We start from the raw sequence: 19,399 nt of genomic DNA, 5'->3' as shown, positions 1-19,399 counted from the left end.
CATCACAAAAAGAGAGACCGCGAAATGGCCTATCAACCCCAGGAAATCTTCTTCCGCTCCAACGCTCCGGTCACTGTCGATGAGGACCTTTGCATTGCCCACAAAGGCTGCACCGTGTGCGTCGATGTGTGCCCGATGGACCTGCTGGCGATCAACCCGGCCACGCAAAAGGCCTACATGGCCTTCGACGAATGCTGGTACTGCATGCCGTGTGAAAAGGACTGCCCGACCGGGGCGGTGAAGGTCGAGATTCCCTATCTGTTGCGTTGAAACACTGCTCTAACAGCTACCCGGCAACACCGGACGCCTGATTCAAACACCCCTCGTTTCCCACCGCGCGGCATCGTGGTGCCGAGCGCATCGAGCGTGCAGTCGCTGGCGGAGCTCAAGGGCAAAACCATTTCCGTGCCGTTTGCCTCGACGGCCCACGGCATGTTGTTGCGGGCCGTGGCTGCCCAAGGCTGGGATCCACTGAAGGACGTGAACATCATCGCTCAGCCGCCGGAAGTCGCCGGCTCTGCGTTGCAGGCCGGGAAGATCGATGCCCACGCCGACTTCGTGCCGTTCGCCGAACTGTTCCCCAGCCGTGGTTTCGCCCGCAAGATCTATGACGGCGCCCAGGCCAATGCGCCGACCTTCCACGGAGCGCTGGTGGATCAGGCCTATGCGAAGAAGTACCCGGAAATCGTCGTGGCTTACCTGCGGGCGAGCATCGAAGCCAATCAGTTGCTCGCAGCAGAACCGGAGAAATACAGCGAGTTGATTGCCAAGGTCACTGGCGTCGATGCCGAGGTTAATTACCTGTTCCACGGTCCGCTGGGTGTGCAAACCCGCGACCTGAGCTGGAAGCCGGAATACCGTCAGGCCGTCGGGACCGCCATCGACACCCTCAAGCTGTTGAAGAAAGCCGATCGTGGGTTGGACCTCAATACCTTCATCGACGACCAATACATCCGCGCCGCGTTCAAGGCCTCGAATCTGGATTACACGGCGCAACTGGCCAACTACGGGCAGACGCCGCTCAAGGCGGTGGATGCGCTGAGCGGCAAAGCCATTACCGACTTCAGTCATGTGGCGGAGATTTGGGTGCGAGGTGAACCGAAGGTTCGGCAGTACGCCTCGGCGGAGTCGGCGTTCACCGCGTTGGCCAGCCTGAAGCAGGAAGGCAAAAACATCCGCGCGGTGTATGCCCAGGCGAGTGACAGCGGGATCAAGTTGCTGGCGGATCAGGCGTGGTTTGCCAGTGATGCGAAGGGGCGGCTGAGTGCGTTTTTACTGAAAGGCCAGGCCCAACAGTTCGCCACCGCCCAGGGCGGAAAAGTCTTCGACTTCACCGACGCCACGACCCAGGCCGTTGCCACCCGCTGAAGTCAGATCGTTCCCACGCTCTGCGTGGGAATGCCGCCAGGGACGCTCCGCGTTCCGCTCTTGAATGTGACGCAGAGCGTCACGGGATGCATTCCCACGCAGAGCGTGGGAACGATCAGAGGTGACCTATGTTTTTACGCTGGATCCCTAGAGCAGCCTCACTGCTGCTCTGCCTCCTGTTCTGGCAACTCGCCGCCAGCCACCACTGGAACCTCGGCCTGGTCACCTTCGCCAACGTCCCGACGCCGCTGGCGGTCATCGAAGCAGCCCTCGGCCTCGGCGACTCCGGCAAGCTCGCGCAACACCTGAGCAGCAGCCTCAGCCGGGTTTTCGCCGGTTATTTCGCGGCGCTGATCTTCGGCATCGCTTTGGGCCTGGCCATCGGTCGCTCGAAATGGGCCGAAGATCTGCTGCTACCACCGCTGGAAGTCCTGCGCCCAATCCCCGCAGTCGCCTGGATTCCACTGGCGATCCTAATGTTCCCATCGTCAGAGCTGTCGATGGTCTTCATCACCTTCACCGGCGCACTGTTCCCGATTTTGCTCAACACCGTGCACGGCGTCGAAGGCGTCGACCCACGGCTGATCGCCTCGGCGAAAAGCCTTGGGGCAGGGCGCCCGGCGATTCTGCTGGAGGTGATCCTGCCGGGCGCTGCGCCGAGCATCATTACCGGCCTTGCAATCGGCATGGGCACCTCGTGGTTCTGCCTGGTGACCGCCGAAATGATCTCTGGCCAGTACGGCATCGGCTATTACACCTGGGAGTCCTACACCATCCAGAACTACGCCGACATCGTGGTCGGCATGTTGCTGATTGGCCTGCTGGGGATGGGCAGCAGTTGGCTGATCAAACGGCTGGGCGGGTTGTTCACGCCCTGGCATCGACCACGAGGAAAAGCCTGATGAGCATCATGCAAACCCCTGAAGGGCGGATCGATATCCGACAATTGTCCATCGTCCTCGGCGAAGATAAGCAAGCCTTCGAAGCCGTGCAAGGTCTGGATTGCCAGATCGAACCGGGGCAATTCGTGTGTATTCTCGGACCGTCCGGCTGCGGAAAATCAACCTTGCTCGGCGCGCTGGCCGGCCATCTGCAGCCGCGAACCGGCACGCTGAAAGTCGACGGTGCGCAGGTCTTGGGCCCATCGCCGCAACGCGGCATGGTGTTCCAGCACCACACGCTGTTCCCTTGGCGCACCGTGCGCGACAACGTTGCTTTCGGCCTGAAAATGCGCGGCATCGGCAAAGCCGAACGCCACAAAGCTGCCGACGAAATCCTTGCACTGGTGGGCCTCGAAGGGTTTGCCGAACGCTGGCCCGATCAGCTCTCTGGTGGCATGCAGCAACGGGTAGAAATCGCCCGGGTGCTGATCAACCGCCCGCGCCTGTTGCTGATGGACGAACCCTTCGGCGCCCTCGACGCGTTGACCCGGTTGAACATGCAGGAGCTGCTGCTGGACATCTGGACGCGAATTCGCACCACTGTGGTGTTCGTCACCCATGACATCGATGAAGCGCTGTTTCTCGCCGATCGGCTGCTGGTCATGAGTTCGCGCCCGGGGCGGATCATCGAAGACCTGCGCCTCGATTTCCCTCGGCCACGCACCACCGAGCTGGTCACCCGCCACGAGTTCTCCCGCTTGAAGCGTCATTGCCTCGAGTTGCTGCGTCACGAAGACGGTCGGCAGTTACCGCGCCTGAACCCTCTCGGACTTCCCCATGAAAACAAACTGCCGCGATTTGCCCTATGACCTCTCTATTCGATGTAACCGATAACGACGACATTCTCGCCCTGCAACCACGCCTGACGGATGAAGATCCCGGTGTGCGCCGGATCGCGCTGATCGAGCTGGCTGATCTTGAAGAGCCGGACGGTTTGCTGTGGCTGGTCAATCGACTGGCGCAAGACCCGACCGAAGAAGTCCGCGCGGAAGCTGCGCGATTGCTCGAAGCCTGGGAGGACACACCTGTGGTCGAAGCGCTGTGTCGGGCGCTGACCGATCCGTCCCAAGCCGTGCAAGCTGCCGCCGCGCAAAGCCTCAGCCTGCTCAAGACCGAGGCGGCGGGCAGGGTGATTCTGCCGTGGACCGGGCATGCCGACATTAACGTGCGCATCGCCGCTTTCCGGGCTTTGCGCGAGTTGCGCTTTCCCGATGCCGCCGCTGCCGCGTCAGGGGCATTGACCGACGAAGACGCCAGTGTCCGCCGCGAAGCCGTCGGCGTACTCGGCTGGCTCAAGCAGCTCGATGCCTTGCCGGCGCTTGCTCGATTGGCCAGTGACGACCCGGACACCGAAGTCCGCCGCGCCGCCACCGGAGCCCTTGGCCTGGCCTCCGACGGCCAAGTGCTGCCGGCGCTGCGCCACGCCTTGCAGGATGCAGCCTGGCAAGTCCGCGAAGAGGCCGCGACCACGCTGGGCAAGGTCGGCCACATTGACGCCGGCCCGGCATTGGTCGAAGCCTTGAGCGACGCGTACTGGCAAGTCCGCTTGCGCGCCACCCGCAGCCTCGGTCGTTTGCGTTACATCCCGGCCCTCGATGCGTTGATCGAAACCCTCGGCCACCGCATCAGCAACCTGCGCAAGGAAGCCGCCCTGGCGCTCGGAGAGTTGAATGATCGAGGCGCCATCGCACCCTTGCAGGCCGCGCAGGACGACGGTGATCCAGAAGTGCGCAAAGCCGTGCGCATTGCTTTGAGTCAGCTGCAATGAACCCGGTGGCGATTGGCAATTCCCAGAGCAAACAACAGCTGCGGTTGAACTGGCCGGACGGCCGCGAACAGTTGCTGGACCACGCTGAATTGCGCCGCCAATGCCCGTGCTCGCAATGCCGGGCGTTTCGTCTGCAGGGGCTGACGGTGCACGTAGATGAGCGTATCCGTGTCCTCGAACTCAACGCTCAAGGCTACGGCCTGCAACTGATCTTCAGTGATGGCCACGAGCGCGGAATCTACCCCTGGTCCTATCTCTCCGGACTACCTATATCGCGGGCAAGCCTCGCTCCTACAGGGTCAATGGCTGTCAGAAGGATTTGCTGATACTCGCCACCACCGTGGCGCTGCACACATCGTCGAAGCCCCAGTTGCTGGTGCACTGGCTTTTCGACAGATCGGTGTCGATGTAACTCAAGCCCAGCATCACACCGGCCAGTTCGTGGGACAGTTTGACTTCCCATTCGCGGTACGAGTCTTCAGCATGGCCCGACATCGAGTACAGGTGCGGATCCTTGAAATCCATGTTGCCGTATCGCAGTTTCAGGCCTGTGTCGTAAGGCAACTCGGTTTCATAGCCAACGTAGCTGTAGAGCGAACTCTGTTTGCTGTCGATGCCAGGCGCATCTGCGGAGTAATAGGCCGCCAGCTTCACGCCGTAAACGTTGAGGATTGCGTAGGTCTCGCCCTGGTTGAACTGACTTTCCTTTGGGTAGGTATATTTGAGGTAGCCGACGTCCAGGCTGACGGCGTCGGTGGCTTGCCAGAGCCAACCGGCGTAGTAGTCGATTTCCTGCCGGGTTTTCAGGCCGCCGCCGAAGTCGACGTTCGAACTCCATGCGCCCAGGTATAAGCCTGTGCTGTGGGCCAGGGTCACGCCGGCTTGTACGGCGGGGTCGTTCTGGGTTTGCGAAATGCCGCGGGTGCGGTAGTCGCTGGCCAGGGTCAGGTCGACCAGCACGGCGAAATCGTCATTCAAGGGGAGGGCCTGGCTGCTCAAGGGCAGCAAACTCAAGGAACCGAGGGCGAACAGGGTGAAAGCTTTCATGGGGTGCGTCCCGTTATTGTGATTGTTATGGGCAGTTTTTTGGGCAAGGCTTGCCGAACCCCGGCGATGAGCGCGGGGTCGGGCAGTGGTTTCAGGTGATTGTTCTTAGAGGGTCAGTGCGTAAACTTCGCGCCCGGCGAACCAGGTTTGCAGCACTTGGGTGTCGTGCAGGGCTTTGTTGTCGACGCTGAACACGTCACGGTCGAGCACGATGAAATCGGCTTGCTTGCCGGGGCTCAACGAACCGATTTGCTTATCTAACCCGATGGTGCGGGCGGCGTTCAGGGTGTAGGCGTAAAACATCGTTTCGCGGTCGATGCGTTCATCGGCGTTCAGCACGCCCAGCGGCCCGTCGCGGGTGATGGCCTGGGCCATGGCGTTCCACGGGTTGGGCGTGGACACCGGCCAGTCACTGGCGCCAGCAACCGTCGCGCCCTGTTTGAGCAGCGAATGTGCCGGGTACTGATAGCGGAAGGCGAGTGCGCTGACATACGGCTTGATCATGTCCAGGGTGTATTCGTCGGCGCTGGCCCACAACAGTTGCATCGAGGCGATGACGTTGAGCGGTTTGAACCGCGCAAACTCTTTAGGGTTGACCATTTGCAGGTGCGTGATCGAATGCGTCACGCCGCTCTGGCGATCCTTGCGCGCCTGTGCGATGCCGTTCAGCGATTCGCGCACCGCGCGGTCGCCGATGGCGTGGATGTGCACCAGCCAGCCGCGCTGATCGATGGCGCTGACCAGTTCACCGAAATGCTTCGGATCGATCAGCAGTTCGCCCTGTTTGTGCGAGTTGGTGTAGGGATCGATCATCGCCGCACTCTGCGCCGGGTATTCGATTACGCCGTCGGCGAAGATCTTGATGCCGGGCAGGGTCAGGTTGTGGATGCCCTGAAATTGCTGGCGGACTTTGTCCAGGGTGTCGAGGTCGGCCGGGACGCTTTTCGGATTGGCCACCAGCAGCGCGGCGACGTGGGCGGTCATGCCACCGGTTTCGGATAGCGCCTTGTACACCGGCAGCACGCCGACGGTTTTTTCCGTGGGTGTGAGGGCGAATACCGGCTCGCCGGGGGCGGCGTTGGCGGCGGGGTCCATCCACGCGGTGATGCCCTGGCTGTTGTTGTAGCGCACCGCGGTTTGCGCGGCCTTGAGCATGTCGGCGGCGCTCGGCACCGGCATTTTTGACGCGACGCGATCCCAACCGGCGTCGACCAGGAACCCGTTGGGGCTGCCATCGGCGCGCTTGCCGATGGTGTCTTTTTCGGCGTCCGGCAGGTTTTTCAGCAGCGCCGCATCAATGCCGGCGCGCTTGAGCATGACGTCGTTGGCCCACGCAGTGTGGTGGTCGCTGCCGGTGAACACCACGGGCACTTCGGCCCACTCCCCGGTGTTGAATGTCTTGCCGAAGGCCTCGGCCTGAGCCCAGTAAGCGGAACTCATGCCGGCCACGCTCAGCACGTCGCCCTGTTTCGCCTTGCCGTCGTCACGCCAGCCACGCAGGCGTTTTTCCAGCTCTAAGAGGTCGACCACCTCGTCTCCCATGTTGGCCGAGGCCATTTCCAGACCGCCGAAAATCGCGTGGGAATGGCTATCGATCAGGCCGGGCATCAGGGTCTTGCCGTCCAGATCAATGACTTTGGTTCCCGACTCGATCAAGGCCTTGATCTGCGCATCGCTGCCGACCTGCAACACTTTGCCGTCCTGCACCGCCAACGCCTGAACCTTGGGCTGGCTGCGGTCGGCGGTGAAAATCTTGCCGTTCAGCAACACCAGATCGGTCGCAGCCATGGCTTCCAACGAGGCAAAACTCACTGCCACCATCAATAGATTGGGGATGAATCTTTTCATTGAGTATTTCCTTGTTTTTGCGTCTGATGGCCAGATTAGTGGCTTGTCACGGCAAGCAGAACGCCTCACTCACGAAAAACGTTTTTGCCTGAATGGAAAAAGAATGGACAAGTTGGGTGCATTGAAAATGTTCGTGGTCACGGCGCAATTGGGCAGTTTCAGCCGCGCCGCCGAGCAACTGGGCAAGACGCCTTCGGCCCTGACCAAAGCGGTCAATCACCTGGAAGCCGAGCTTGGCGCACGGCTGTTCGAGCGCAGTACCCGACGGATTCTGCTCACGGAAGTGGGGCGGCTCTACCTGGAAACCGCGCGTCAGGTATTGCAACGGCTGGAGGAGGCCGGGGAGGAAATCGAGCAAATGCAGCATGGCCTGCGCGGCAGTCTGAAAATCACCGCACCGCTGGCCTATGGGCAGGCCTTTCTTGATCAGGTGTGTGGTGGATTTCTGGAGCAATACCCGCAGATCAATCTGCAAGTCGACCTGTGCGATGAGTTCGTCAATCTGCTGGAAAGTGGCTACGACCTGGCGTTGCGCGAAGGTCATGACGACTTGCCGGGGTTGATCGCCCGCGTCGTCGGCAGTAACCGTCTGGCGTTGTGCGGCAGCCCGGCTTATCTGGCGCGCAAGGGGCTGCCGGTGACTCCGCAAACCCTCGATGACCACGAATGGTTGCTGTATCGCCATCCGTTGCTCAGCCGCGAATTCTGGTGGGCCGAGCGCGACGGCCAGCGTTTGAGCCTGCCGCAACCGCAGACGCCGCGTTTGCGCAGCGACAATTACGACCTGCTGCTGGCCAACGCACTGGCCGGGCGCGGGTTGCTGCACACGCCGCTGTGGAGTGCCGCGGCGTATCTGGCCGACGGTCGACTGGTGCGGGTGATGGCCGACTACGACATCGATCCGGACAGCTTCGGCGCGCACATTCTGGCGGTGTACCCGAGCCATCGGCGGGCGACTGCCAAAGTGGTGGCTTTCATCGATTACATCGCAGGTTTTCTGGCGTCTCGTGACTTGAATGATGACGCCGGCCACTCTCGTCACTGACCTGGCTCCCCCTGTAGGAGCTGTCGAGTGAAACGAGGCTGCGATCTTTTGACTTTGATTTTTAAAGGCAAGATCAAAAGATCGCAGCCTCGTTTCACTCGACAGCTCCTACAAGTCCTTGTCAGGAAAAAGGCAAAAGAGTACAAATGTACTCCATGACGACTTTAACTCCCCGCCGTACCGCCATCCTGACTTTTATCCGCGATCGAATCGCCGAGCACGGTCAGTCCCCGAGCCTCGCTGAAATCAGCGAGGCGTTCGGTTTTGCCTCCCGCAGCGTGGCGCGCAAGCATGTGCTGGCGCTGACCGAAGCCGGTTTCATCGAGGTCAATGCGCATCAGGCCCGGGGCATTCGTTTGCTCGGGCAACCGGCGCGGCCCGAGTTGCTGGACATTCCGGTACTCGGTCGGGTGGCGGCGGGTGCGCCGATCGGTGCCGATGCCGAGGTTCACAGCCGCTTGCTGCTCGACCCGTCGATCTTCTCGCGGGTGCCGGATTACATGCTGCGGGTCCAGGGCGACTCGATGATCGAGGACGGCATTCTCGACGGCGATCTGGTCGGCGTGCACCGCAATCCCGAGGCGGTCAACGGCCAGATCGTCGTCGCGCGACTCGACGGCGAAGTCACCATCAAACGTTTCGAGCGAGTCGGCGACGTTGTCCGATTGCTGCCGCGCAACCCGGCCTATAAGCCGATCATCGTCGACGCCGATCAGGACCTGGCCATCGAAGGGGTGTTCTGCGGCCTGGTGAGGCAAGGGTGATGGGCGCCGTCGTTGCGCTGGATACGCTGTTCAATGGCGGCCAGGTCTGGAAGGGCCGGCCTGCGCCACCGGCCGTCAGCCCGCAACCCACCGGGCATGCCGCGCTGGATGCGGCGTTGCCTATTGGCGGTTGGCCGGAAGCGGCGCTGACCGAAATCCTTTTGGCCGGGCAGGGCGTCGGTGAATTGCAACTGGTGTGGCCGGCGCTGGCGCGGTTGTCGGCCGCTGGCGAGCGCATCGTGTTGGTGGCGCCGCCTTACGTGCCGTACCCCCAGGCCTGGCAGAACGCCGGGGTCGATCTGCGTCAGTTGTCGATCATCCAGGCCAGCGAGCGCGATGCGCTGTGGGCGGCCGAACAATGCCTGCGCTCGGGCAGTTGCGGTGCGGTGTTGTGCTGGCCGCACAAGGCTGATGACCGGGCGCTGCGCCGCTTGCAGGTGGCCGCGGAAACCGGCCAGACCCTGGCGTTCGCCTATCGCTCGATCAATGAAGCCATCAACCCTTCGCCAGCCGCTTTGCGCATCGCCATCGACGCCAGGCCTGCGCAATTGCGAGTGCTCAAGTGCCGGGGCGGGTTGGCGCGCTCGGCGCCGATTGCCTTTCCCGTGGGGCATTGAGGTTGCCATGCGCTGGGTCTGCATTCTTTTCCCGCAATTGGCGTTGGACGCGGTACTCCGTCAGCGCTCCGATCCCGATGCGCCGCTGGCGCTGCTGACCGGCCCGGCCCAGCGTCGGGTGTTGCAGGCGGTCAACGGTTCGGCGCGGGCGCTGGGCTTGCGTCCCGGCCAGTCGATGACCGCCGCGCAGGCGCTGAGCAAAGGGTTTGCCACGGCCGAATACGACGCCGCCGAGATCGAACACTGGCAGCAGTTTCTGGCGGCATGGGCCTACCGCTTCAGCGCTCAGGTCAGCGTGCATTACCCGCGTGCGGTGGTGTTTGAAATCGAGTCCAGCCTGGGATTGTTCGGCGCCTGGCCGCAATTCGAGGCGCGGTTACGGACCGAGCTCGGCGAACTGGGGTTTCGCCATCGGATTGTTGCCGCGCCCAACCCGGTGGCCGCGCGGGTGCTGGCCAACGCGTATGACGGTCTGGTGGTGCCCGACGATCAAGCCTTGCACCATCATCTTGGGCAGTTGCCCATCGACCGGATCGGGCTGGAGACCAGCGTCGCCACGGCGTTGTCGCGCATGGGGCTGCGCACTTTGAGTCAGGTTCAGGCGTTGCCTCGCCATAGTCTGGCCCGGCGTTTCGAGGCCCAAGTGCTCAAGCATCTGGACACCTTGCTCGGGTTACGGCGGCTGGCGCTGACGTTCTACCTGCCGCCGGACCGCTTCGATGTGCGCATCGAGCTCAACTTCGATGTGCAGTCCCATCAGGCGCTGCTGTTCCCGTTACGCCGGCTGACCGGCGATCTGTCGACGTTTCTTTGCGGGCGGGACAGCGGCGTGCAGCGTTTCGACCTGCACCTGGAGCATGCCGGGTTGCCGGACACCCTCATCAAGGTCGGCCTGCTCAGCGCCGAACGTGATCCAGCGATGCTCTTTGAACTGGCCCGAGGGCGGCTGGAACAGGTTCAGGTCGAGGCCCCGGTGCGTGGTTTTCGTCTGCGCGCCGAAGACTTGCCGGCCTTCGTTCCCCAGTATCAGGAGCTGTTCGACGACCGCCCGCCGCAGTCCTTGCCCTGGGAGCAACTGCGCGAACGCTTGCGGGCGCGGTTGGGAGATGACGCGGTGCAGGGTTTGCGGTTCCAGGCCGATCACCGGCCGGAATGCGCTTGGCAGGCCAGTGTCGACAGTCAGCGTTGTGGCGGGCTACCTGCGGTGAAACGACCGGGCTGGCTGCTGACTGAACCGCTGGCGGTGCACGAAGGTTCGACGCGCATCCTGATGGGGCCGGAACGCATCGAGTCCGGGTGGTGGGACGGTGACGATGTGCGCCGCGATTACTTCCTGATCGAAACCCGCTCCGGCCAACAGGGCTGGGCCTATCGTGCGGTCGGTGAGGACGGCCCGTTGTGGCTTCAAGGGTGGTTCGCATGAGCATCGACTATGCCGAACTGCACTGCCTGTCGAACTTCAGTTTTCAGCGCGGTGCTTCCAGTGCCCTCGAACTCTTTCAACGGGCGAAAAAACACGGCTATCAGGCCTTGGCAATCACCGATGAATGCACCCTGGCCGGTATCGTCCGCGCCTGGCAAGCGGCCAAATCCGTGGAGCTGCCGCTGATCTTCGGCAGCGAAGTGCGGATCGAGAACGGCCCGAAACTGGTGCTGCTGGTGGAAAACCTCGAGGGTTACCAAACCCTGTGCCGACTGATTACCCGAGCCCGCCGCCGAACGCAGAAAGGCCAGTATCAAGTGCTGCGGGAAGACTTCAGCGAACCCCTGCCGGGGCTGTTGGCGTTGTGGGTGCCGGACGCGCTCGATGATTTTGAAAATGGCCACTGGTTGAAGCAGACCTTCGCCGAACGCCTGTGGCTGGCCGTCCAGTTACATCGCGGCCAGGACGATACCCGACGGCTGGCTGCGCTGCTGACCCTGGCGGGCGAACTGCGAATCCCGGCAGTGGCCAGCGGCGATGTGCACATGCACGCTCGCGGCCGGCGCGCCTTGCAGGACACCATGACCGCGATCCGTCATCACGTGCCGGTGGCGGAGGCCGGGTTGCGTCTTCATCCCAATGGCGAGCGACATGTGCGCAGTCTCGATGCGCTGCAATCGATCTATCCGCAAACACTGCTCGACGAAACGCTGAACATCGCCCGGCGCTGCACCTTCGACCTCGGTCAGTTGCGTTATCAATATCCCCGAGAGTTGGTGCCGGAAGGCCAGACAGCCACGTCCTGGCTGCGTCATTTGACCGAAGAGGGCATCGCGTGGCGCTGGTCAAAAGGCCCGCAGGCCAAGGTGCTGACGCAGATCGACAAGGAGTTGGAGTTGATCGCCGAGCTGGGCTACGAAAGCTATTTCCTGACGGTCCACGACATTGTGCGATTCGCCCGTGAGCAAAAAATCCTGTGTCAGGGCCGTGGTTCAGCGGCCAACTCGGCGGTGTGCTTTGCCTTGGGGATCACGGAAATCGATCCGGATCGCACCACGCTGTTGTTCGAGCGTTTTCTTTCCAAGGAGCGCAACGAGCCGCCGGACATCGACGTGGATTTCGAGCATGAACGTCGCGAAGAAGTCTTGCAGTACGTGTTCCATCGTTATGGCCGGAACCGCGCGGCGCTGACGGCAGTGGTCAGCACGTATCACGCGGCCGGCGCGGTGCGTGATGTGGCCAAGGCCTTGGGGTTGCCGCCGGATCAGATCAACGCCCTGGCCGATTGCTGTGGCCACTGGAGTGATGCAACACCGCCCGTGGAACGCCTGCTTGAAGGTGGGTTTGATCCCGAGAGCCCGGTACTGCGCCGGGTGCTGAGCCTGACGGGGCAGCTGATCGGTTTCCCCCGACACCTGTCCCAGCACCCCGGCGGTTTCGTGATTTCCGAGCAGCCTCTGGACAGCCTGGTCCCGGTGGAAAACGCCGCCATGGCCGAGCGCACCATCATTCAGTGGGACAAGGATGACCTCGACGCGGTCGGGCTGCTCAAGGTGGATATTCTGGCGTTGGGCATGCTCAGTGCGATCCGCCGCTGTTTCGATCTGTTGCGCCGCCATCGCCATCGGGACCTGAGCCTGGCGACGATCCCGTCCGAAGACTCGCAGACCTACGACATGATCGGTCGTGCGGACACCATCGGCGTGTTCCAGATCGAGTCCCGGGCGCAGATGTCGATGCTGCCGAGGCTCAAACCCCGGACCTTCTATGACCTGGTGATCGAGGTGGCGATCGTCCGTCCGGGGCCGATTCAGGGCGGGATGGTGCATCCGTACCTGCGACGCCGAAACAAGGAAGAACCCGAGGTCTATCCGTCCCCAGCACTGGAAGTCGTGCTCAAGCGTACGCTGGGCGTGCCGCTGTTCCAGGAACAGGTGATGCAGATTGCGATTGTCGCCGCCGACTACAGCCCCGGCGAGGCCGATCAGTTGCGCCGCTCCATGGCTGCCTGGAAACGCCACGGAGGGCTCGAACCGCACAAGGATCGCCTGGCCGCCGGGATGAAAAAAAACGGCTACACCGCAGAATTTGCCGCGCAGATTTTCGAACAGATCAAAGGCTTTGGCAGCTACGGTTTTCCCGAGTCACACGCCGCCAGTTTCGCCTTGCTGACTTACGCCAGTTGCTGGTTGAAATGCCACGAACCGGCGGCCTTCGCCTGTGCGCTGATCAACAGCTGGCCCATGGGTTTTTACAGCCCGGACCAGATTCTGCAGGACGCGCGCCGGCATCACTTGCAGATTCGCCCGGTGGACGTGCGCGCCAGTGACTGGGATTGCAGCCTCGAACCAATCACCGGTGCCCAGCCGGCGATTCGCATGGGGTTGCGGATGATCAAGGGCTTTCGCGAGGACGATGCCCGGCGCATCGAAACGGCGAGGTCGAAGGGGGCGTTTATCGACATTGCCGACCTCGGCGAGCGGGCACGACTCGATGCCCGCGCCCAGGAGCAACTGGCCGATGCCGGTGCGCTGTGTGGTCTGGCCGGCGACCGTCATCGGGCGCGCTGGGACGTGGCGGGTGTACAGAAACAGCTCGGCTTGTTTGCCGGTCTGCCGAGTCAGGAGGAGGGCGCGGTGTCGTTGCCCAAACCCACCGTGGGCGAGGACCTGCTAGCCGATTACAACAGTGTCGGCACCACGCTTGGGCCGCATCCGCTGGCGTTGTTGCGCGCAGAGTTGAAGGCCCGCCGTTGCCGCAGTTCGAAGGAACTGCTGGATGTCGAGCATGGAAGACCGGTCAGCGTCGCCGGGCTGGTAACCGGTCGGCAGCGTCCGGGTACCGCCAGTGGCGTGACCTTTGTCACCCTTGAAGATGAGTTCGGCAACGTCAACGTGGTGGTCTGGCGCGACCTGGCCGACCGGCAGCGCCAGGTATTGGTCGGCTCGCAGTTGCTCAAGGTTGATGGGCGCTGGGAAAAGGAAGGCGAGGTGCGGCATTTGATTGCCGGACGGTTGAGCGATTTGAGCCCGTTGCTCGACGGCATCAGTGTGCGCAGCCGGGATTTCCGCTGACCTGTGGCGAGGGGCTTGCCCCCATAGAGTTAATTTGATGCGACAGCCAATGCGTTGACGTCAAAAGTAAATTAAACACTGTCTTCAGTGATGGCACTTTGGCATAATGCCGGCCGCCGACGTCCCGCACGTCGATTGTCGATTTGATTCCCCTCGCTTTTTCGCCGCTGCAACCCTCAGTGGCTGGCTATTGCCGTGCCGGGATAAACCGTTTTTCAAAAGGAATGCACAATGAGAATGATCTCTCGGATGTTGGTATCGGCGGCAGCGATTGCCGTCTTGGGCGCGATGGCTGGGTGTGCGACCGAAAGCTCCCGAGCATTGCCGGTTGAAAAAGTCGCAAGCGCCAGCCAAGCCTGGGCTGGTGTTCGTGTACCGATGGCCGTGGGTAAATTCGACAACCGTTCGAGCTACATGCGCGGGATCTTCTCCGACGGTGTGGATCGCCTCGGCGGTCAGGCCAAGACCATCCTCATCACTCATTTGCAGCAAACCAATCGCTTCAGCGTGCTGGACCGCGACAACATGGGTGAGATCCAGCAGGAAGCCGTGATCAAGGGCCAGTCCCAGCGCCTCAAGGGTGCTGACTTTGTGGTAACCGGTGATGTCACCGAGTTCGGCCGCAAAGAGACCGGCGATCACCAGTTGTTCGGCATTCTCGGCCGCGGCAAGACCCAGGTGGCCTACGCCAAGGTCAACTTGAACATCGTCAACATCAGCACCTCGGAAGTCGTTTATTCGACTCAGGGTGCGGGCGAATACGCCCTGTCCAACCGCGAAGTCATTGGCTTCGGCGGCACCGCGTCCTACGATTCGACCCTCAACGGTAAGGTGCTCGACCTGGCCATGCGCGAGGCGATCAATCGTCTGGTAGACGGCATGAATTCCGGTGCATGGAAACCGGGCAACTGATCAAGGTTGATGACAAGGAGCGGTACAAGCATGTTCAAGCGTTTTATGTCGTGGGCGTTGATAGCGTCGACATTGCTGGTCAGTGGCCTGTTGGCCGGCTGCAACACCGGCCCGAAAACCCTGTACCAGTGGGAAAGCTACCAGCCGGAAGTCTACGAGTATTTCAAGGGTGAAGAGCCCAAGGAAGCTCAGGCCGAAGCCCTGGAGCGTGACCTGCAGAAAATCAGGTCCACCGGCAGGACACCGCCGCCTGGTTACCACGCTCACTTGGGCCTGTTGTACCTGAGCATGGGCAAGGACGATCAGATGGTGCAGCAATTCAGAACCGAGAAGACGTTGTTTCCCGAGTCGACGCCGTACATGGATTTTCTGCTTAAAAACGCCAAGACCGGAGACACCCAATGATCGCGCGCTCATTGAAACTGATGGCCGGGCTACTGGCTCTGGCCGTGCTCGGTGGCTGCGTCAGCCCCAAGACCGTGGACTATTCGGCGTACAAGCAAAGTCGTCCAAAAACCATTTTGGTGCTGCCGCCGCTGAACAACTCGCCGGACGTCAAAGCGTCCTACAGCCTGTTGTCGCAGGTCACGTACCCGTTGGCTGAAGCCGGGTACTACGTGCTGCCGATCGCCCTGGTCGATGAGACGTTCCGCCAGAATGGCCTGACCACGCCGGCGGATATCCATCAGGCACCGGCCAATAAACTGCAAGAAATCTTCGGTGCCGATGCCGCGCTGTACATCACCGTGACGGACTACGGCACTCGCTACATGATCATCAGCAGCGAAACCGTCGTGACCGCCTCCGCGAAACTGGTAGACCTCAAGAGCGGCACCACCCTGTGGACCGGCTCGGCTCGCGCTTCGAGCGAGGAGGGCGGTAACAACGGTGGCGGTGGTTTGATTGGCATGCTGATCACCGCAGCGGTGAAGCAGATCATCAACAGTTCCACCGATGCCGGTCACCCGATTGCCGGTGTGACCAGCGCTCGGCTGCTGTCGGCCGGCCAACCGGCGGGGTTGCTGTACGGGCCGCGTTCGCCGAAATACGGCACGGACTGAACACTCTGTGCAGGATCGTTCCCACTCTGCGTGGGAACGATCATTTGACCTCAGGCCAAAACCGCTCCCCACCCCCCGGCGCATCCGTCCACGCCTGCAACGACCGTGTCGGCAAATCGAAATAATCGCGCGTGCGCGCATACCCATGCCCACCCATCCGGCCAATCGCATCAAGCCCGAGCTGATCGATGTACAACGTTTTCGGGTCGATCAGTTCATCCCGCACATGGGCCATCAGCACTTCGCCAAAGATAATCTCCCGTGACTGCCCGATGGACAGCGCCATCATCCGTCGGCATTCCAGAGCCACCGGTGCTTCGCCGATTCGTGGGCATTTGACCGTGGTGCCGGGAATCGCGGTAAGGCCGGCGGCGGTCAGTTCGTCGAAGCCGGGAGCGAACGGCACGGCGCAGACGTTCATGGCTTCCACCAAGGCATCGCTGACGATGTTTACGGTGAATTCCTGGTTGAGCTGGATATTGCGAGTGGTGTCCTTGGGGCTTTGGTCGCCGTAGTTTTCCACGCCTAGCGCGAGGATCGGCGGGTCGGCCGAGAGGGCGTTGAAGAAGCTGAAGGGCGCGGCGTTGATCCGACCTTCACCGTCGATGGTGGTGACCAGGGCAATCGGCCGTGGCACCACGCTGCCGATCAGAATCTTGTACTTGTCTCGCGGACTCAATTGGCTGAAGTCGAAGCTTTGCATGGGCAGAACTCTCTAAAGAAGTGGATCAATCGCGCTCAGCGGCGCATGTGCGCTGTAGTCGTCAGCGAACGGGATGGCCGGTTTGAACAGGCCTTTCCAGTCCGGTTGGCCGAAGGCCCGGTCGCTGTGGCTGCGCATCAGTTTTTCGAATTGTTGTTGGGCCTGGCGTTGCAGGGCGGGGTAGTCGACGCCTTGAACCTGACCGTTTTGCATGACGCAGCGGCCGTCGATGTAGCTGGCGATGCAATCGTCACCGCGCCCGGCCAGCACCAGGTTTTTCAGTGGTTCGAACAGTGGCCCCAGGTGCAGACCGCGAAGGTTGAACACCGTGATGTCAGCCTTGGCGCCCGGCGCCAAACGGCCGAGATCATCTCGACCCAAGGCTTTGGCGCCACCGAGCGTGGCGGCGTTGTAAAAGTCCAACGTACTGGTCAAAGAACCATCGCCCTCCATCAATCGCGCGATGTTCAGACCCTGGCGCATGTTCTCCAGCAGGTCCGCCGGCCAAGTGTCGGTGCCCAAGGCGAAGTTGATGCCCTTGGCCCGATAGCGACCGAAGGAGTTCAGCGCCTCGCCGTCACGGGCAAACACCACTGGGCAATGCACCAGACTCGCGCCGCCATCCACCACGCGCTGCAGATCGTCATCACCAGAGGTGTAGATGCCGTGGGGCAACAGACTGCGCGGGGTCAACAGGTCCAGTTGCTGCAACCAGGTCAGGGGCGATACGCCGCGCAGTTGCTCGACCATCGCCACTTCACCGAGCCCTTGGCAGCAATGCAAACGCATCGGCGCGTTCAGTTCCCGACTCAACGCAGCGGTGCGTTGCAGCAGGGCCGGGGTGCAGGTCTGGATGCGGTCCGGCAGTAGCGCGCCGCGAATCAAACCCTCGTGAGCACCGTCGAAATCATGGAAAAACTGAACAGCCGCGTCGAGCCCGGTCATTCCTCGCGCTTCATCCCAGTGATGCCCGAGGGTTCCATCGGCGCGCCAGTAACTCATGCCGCTCATGTAGCAGGGACCGAGGTAAGTTCGCAGCCCCAACTCGGCAGCGACACCGGCCACTGCAGAAAACTCGTCGTAAGTCTCGGCCCACTCGCGGTAGTACATCGAGGTGATCGGCATGGCAGTGGTGATGCCGTTGCGGATCAACTGTGTGAAGGCATAGCGGTATTTGAAGACTTCTTCATCCGCGGTGTAACTCTCCCGCGGACCGCTCGCCAGATAGTCCTCGGACCACATCCGACCCATGTCGCGTTCATCGCCGTTGTCCAGCGTCAGCACCGTCGAATCAAGATCCCCGAGCGCATCCAGATCGATAAAACCCGGACCGATCAACGCGTTGCCGTAATCAATCCACTGATCCACCGGGCCCGGATAATCACGCCCGACAAACACGATGTGCGAACCTTCGAACACCACTTCGCCGTCGCGCCACAGCACATGCTGTGTGCCGTCGAACCCGACCACGCAGCTGGCTTTCAAAGCAATCCGTTTCACAAGCGACTGTCCAGCAGTTGGCCGCCGGAAGCGATCAGCTCGCCGCCGCGATAAACCTGCCGCACCGGCCGCGACACCACGGCCTCGCCCAGCGTCTGCACCGGCATCAGCAAAAAGTCCGCCGGCTGGCCGATCTCCACCCCATACCCTTCACAACCCAACGCCCGAGCGCCATTTACCGTTGCCGCTTCGAACGCCGCCGCTAGTTCATCGTCCTTGTTCAAGTCGAAACGAAATGCCAGCAGCATCGCCCGTTCCAGCATGTCGCCGTTACCCATGGGCGACCAGGCATCGCGAATGCCGTCCGAACCCAGACAGACATTCACCCCGGCCTCGCGCAGGGCGAGGAACGGCGGCACCGCACAATCGGCCGGCGCCGAGCTCATCAACGAGATGTTCAGCGCCGCCAGACGCTCGGCCACCGGTTTAACCTGGCTCCACGGCAACATCCCAAGGCAGTAGGCGTGGCTGATCATCACCCGACCCTGACACCCGAAGCGCTCGGTGTAATCGGCGATCCGCGCGATCTGCCACAGGCCCAGTTCTCCCTTGTCGTGCAGGTGAATGTCGACGCCACGCTCGAATTCGCTGGCCAGTTTGAACACGAAGTCGAGCTGCGCGATCGGGTCGTTGTCGATGCCGCAAGGGTCGAGGCCACCGACGTTTTCAACGCCCAGGGCCATGGCTTCGCGCATCAGTTCGGCGGTGCCGGGGCGGCTGATCAGGCCGGTTTGCGGGAACACCACCAGTTGCATATCGATCAGGTCGCGGTACCTTTCGCGCAGTTGCTGCATGGCCTCGACATGGCGCAGGCCGAATTCCGGGTCGATATCGACGTGACAACGCATCGTCAGCGAGCCACGGGCGATGCAGTTTTCCAGCAGTGCGCCGGCGCGTTGAGCGATGGGTGCGTCGACTTCACGCAGCACGCGGCGCTCGTTGGCAATGTAATCCTTGAGCGTCGGCCCGGCGCTGTTGGCACGCCAGGGTTGGCCCCAGAGGGTTTTGTCCAGGTGGATGTGGCTTTCAACCAGGGCAGAGGTGAGGAGCTGGTTTTGGCCGTCGATGTCGGTGGCGGCCAGCGGAGTGCTGGAGGCCGGGCGACGATCCTTGAACAGGCCGTTTTCGATCAGCAGGTCTTCGGCGGTTGAACCGTAGGGCCGCACATTGCGCAGCCAGCGGGGTTGGGTCATATCAAACCTCAAATTGGGTGGTGTATTCGCTGGCCTCTTCGCGGGCAAGCCTCGCTCCTACAGTTCGTTGTCGATCACAACGTTGTGATTCAACCCGAATCCCGTAGGAGCGAGGCTTGCCCGCGAAGGCCGCGA

18 protein-coding genes and 1 pseudogene are annotated in these 19,399 nt (G+C 61.9%); 14 read left to right on the top strand and 5 right to left on the bottom strand.

The window, feature by feature from the left end; translation table 11 throughout:
* Nucleotides 1-24: 24 nt before the first annotated feature.
* The 6 genes and pseudogenes from ACYZTU_RS17720 to ACYZTU_RS17695 all read left to right on the top strand — a co-directional run bounded on the left by ACYZTU_RS17720 (nt 25) and on the right by ACYZTU_RS17695 (nt 4,403).
* Nucleotides 25-270, top strand: a complete 246-nt coding sequence (locus ACYZTU_RS17720) for a 4Fe-4S dicluster domain-containing protein (protein ID WP_007946457.1) — start codon at nt 25-27, stop codon at nt 268-270.
* A 69-nt stretch (nt 271-339) separates the two neighbouring features.
* Nucleotides 340-1,368, top strand: a pseudogene (locus ACYZTU_RS17715) (ABC transporter substrate-binding protein); the annotation flags it as partial.
* Between the two features lie 128 nt (nt 1,369-1,496).
* Complete coding sequence (locus ACYZTU_RS17710) at nt 1,497-2,270, top strand: ABC transporter permease (RefSeq protein WP_461964529.1); 774 nt, start codon at nt 1,497-1,499, stop codon at nt 2,268-2,270.
* Nucleotides 2,270-3,118: an ABC transporter ATP-binding protein gene (locus ACYZTU_RS17705; RefSeq protein ID WP_461964528.1), complete on the top strand. Its 849-nt coding sequence runs from the start codon at nt 2,270-2,272 to the stop codon at nt 3,116-3,118. The genes ACYZTU_RS17710 and ACYZTU_RS17705 overlap by 1 nt, the downstream gene beginning before the upstream one ends.
* Nucleotides 3,115-4,077, top strand: a complete 963-nt coding sequence (locus tag ACYZTU_RS17700; RefSeq protein WP_461964527.1) for a HEAT repeat domain-containing protein — start codon at nt 3,115-3,117, stop codon at nt 4,075-4,077. The genes ACYZTU_RS17705 and ACYZTU_RS17700 overlap by 4 nt, the downstream gene beginning before the upstream one ends.
* Nucleotides 4,074-4,403: a DUF971 domain-containing protein gene (locus tag ACYZTU_RS17695; RefSeq protein WP_461964526.1), complete on the top strand. Its 330-nt coding sequence runs from the start codon at nt 4,074-4,076 to the stop codon at nt 4,401-4,403. The genes ACYZTU_RS17700 and ACYZTU_RS17695 overlap by 4 nt, the downstream gene beginning before the upstream one ends.
* Here the strand turns inward: ACYZTU_RS17695 and ACYZTU_RS17690 are convergent.
* Together ACYZTU_RS17690 and ACYZTU_RS17685 are read right to left on the bottom strand one after the other, a co-directional pair.
* Nucleotides 4,387-5,124: a TorF family putative porin gene (locus ACYZTU_RS17690; protein WP_461964525.1), complete on the bottom strand. Its 738-nt coding sequence runs from the start codon at nt 5,122-5,124 to the stop codon at nt 4,387-4,389. The genes ACYZTU_RS17695 and ACYZTU_RS17690 overlap by 17 nt on opposite strands.
* Before the next feature lie 105 nt (nt 5,125-5,229).
* Complete coding sequence (locus ACYZTU_RS17685) at nt 5,230-6,972, bottom strand: amidohydrolase (RefSeq protein WP_461964524.1); 1,743 nt, start codon at nt 6,970-6,972, stop codon at nt 5,230-5,232.
* 103 nt (nt 6,973-7,075) lie between these two features.
* Between ACYZTU_RS17685 and ACYZTU_RS17680 the strand changes: the two genes are divergently transcribed.
* From ACYZTU_RS17680 to ACYZTU_RS17645, 8 genes are all read left to right on the top strand, one after another.
* On the top strand, nt 7,076-8,017 hold the full coding sequence (locus tag ACYZTU_RS17680) for a LysR family transcriptional regulator (protein WP_461964523.1): 942 nt from the start codon (nt 7,076-7,078) through the stop codon (nt 8,015-8,017).
* A 146-nt stretch (nt 8,018-8,163) separates the two neighbouring features.
* Nucleotides 8,164-8,781, top strand: coding sequence for a transcriptional repressor LexA (gene lexA / locus ACYZTU_RS17675; protein ID WP_282375996.1), 618 nt, complete (start codon nt 8,164-8,166; stop codon nt 8,779-8,781).
* On the top strand, nt 8,781-9,398 hold the full coding sequence (gene imuA / locus ACYZTU_RS17670; RefSeq protein WP_461964522.1) for a translesion DNA synthesis-associated protein ImuA: 618 nt from the start codon (nt 8,781-8,783) through the stop codon (nt 9,396-9,398). Before lexA ends, imuA begins: the two co-directional genes overlap by 1 nt.
* 7 nt (nt 9,399-9,405) lie before the next feature.
* Entirely contained in the window at nt 9,406-10,821 is a 1,416-nt protein-coding gene (locus ACYZTU_RS17665) for a Y-family DNA polymerase (RefSeq protein WP_461964521.1), read from the top strand.
* Nucleotides 10,818-13,895 carry an error-prone DNA polymerase gene (locus ACYZTU_RS17660; protein ID WP_461964520.1) on the top strand — a complete coding sequence of 1,026 codons (3,078 nt, stop codon included), beginning with the start codon at nt 10,818-10,820 and terminating at the stop codon, nt 13,893-13,895. The genes ACYZTU_RS17665 and ACYZTU_RS17660 overlap by 4 nt, the downstream gene beginning before the upstream one ends.
* Before the next feature lie 231 nt (nt 13,896-14,126).
* Nucleotides 14,127-14,807 carry a CsgG/HfaB family protein gene (locus ACYZTU_RS17655; RefSeq protein ID WP_461964519.1) on the top strand — a complete coding sequence of 227 codons (681 nt, stop codon included), beginning with the start codon at nt 14,127-14,129 and terminating at the stop codon, nt 14,805-14,807.
* 30 nt (nt 14,808-14,837) lie between these two features.
* Nucleotides 14,838-15,212, top strand: a complete 375-nt coding sequence (locus ACYZTU_RS17650; protein WP_461964518.1) for a DUF4810 domain-containing protein — start codon at nt 14,838-14,840, stop codon at nt 15,210-15,212.
* Nucleotides 15,209-15,868 carry a DUF799 domain-containing protein gene (locus ACYZTU_RS17645; protein ID WP_347806245.1) on the top strand — a complete coding sequence of 220 codons (660 nt, stop codon included), beginning with the start codon at nt 15,209-15,211 and terminating at the stop codon, nt 15,866-15,868. The genes ACYZTU_RS17650 and ACYZTU_RS17645 overlap by 4 nt, the downstream gene beginning before the upstream one ends.
* A gap of 40 nt (nt 15,869-15,908) precedes the next feature.
* On the opposite strand, the gene ACYZTU_RS17640 is transcribed toward ACYZTU_RS17645, so the two are convergent.
* The 3 genes from ACYZTU_RS17640 to ACYZTU_RS17630 are packed head-to-tail and all read right to left on the bottom strand — an operon-like array spanning nt 15,909 to nt 19,264.
* Nucleotides 15,909-16,571, bottom strand: a complete 663-nt coding sequence (locus ACYZTU_RS17640; RefSeq protein ID WP_461964517.1) for a flavin reductase family protein — start codon at nt 16,569-16,571, stop codon at nt 15,909-15,911.
* Nucleotides 16,572-16,583: 12 nt separating this feature from the next.
* Nucleotides 16,584-18,071: an amidohydrolase family protein gene (locus ACYZTU_RS17635; protein WP_461964516.1), complete on the bottom strand. Its 1,488-nt coding sequence runs from the start codon at nt 18,069-18,071 to the stop codon at nt 16,584-16,586.
* The gene (locus ACYZTU_RS17630) at nt 18,068-19,264 is read right to left on the bottom strand and encodes an amidohydrolase family protein (RefSeq protein ID WP_461964515.1); all 1,197 of its coding nucleotides are present in this window, start codon (nt 19,262-19,264) and stop codon (nt 18,068-18,070) included. Before ACYZTU_RS17630 ends, ACYZTU_RS17635 begins: the two co-directional genes overlap by 4 nt.
* Nucleotides 19,265-19,399 lie beyond the last annotated feature (135 nt).

This window comes from Pseudomonas sp. HLT2-19-2, assembly GCF_054898005.1.
Note: the sequence above shows the minus strand (reverse complement) of the source record. Positions and strands in the feature narration are given on the sequence as shown.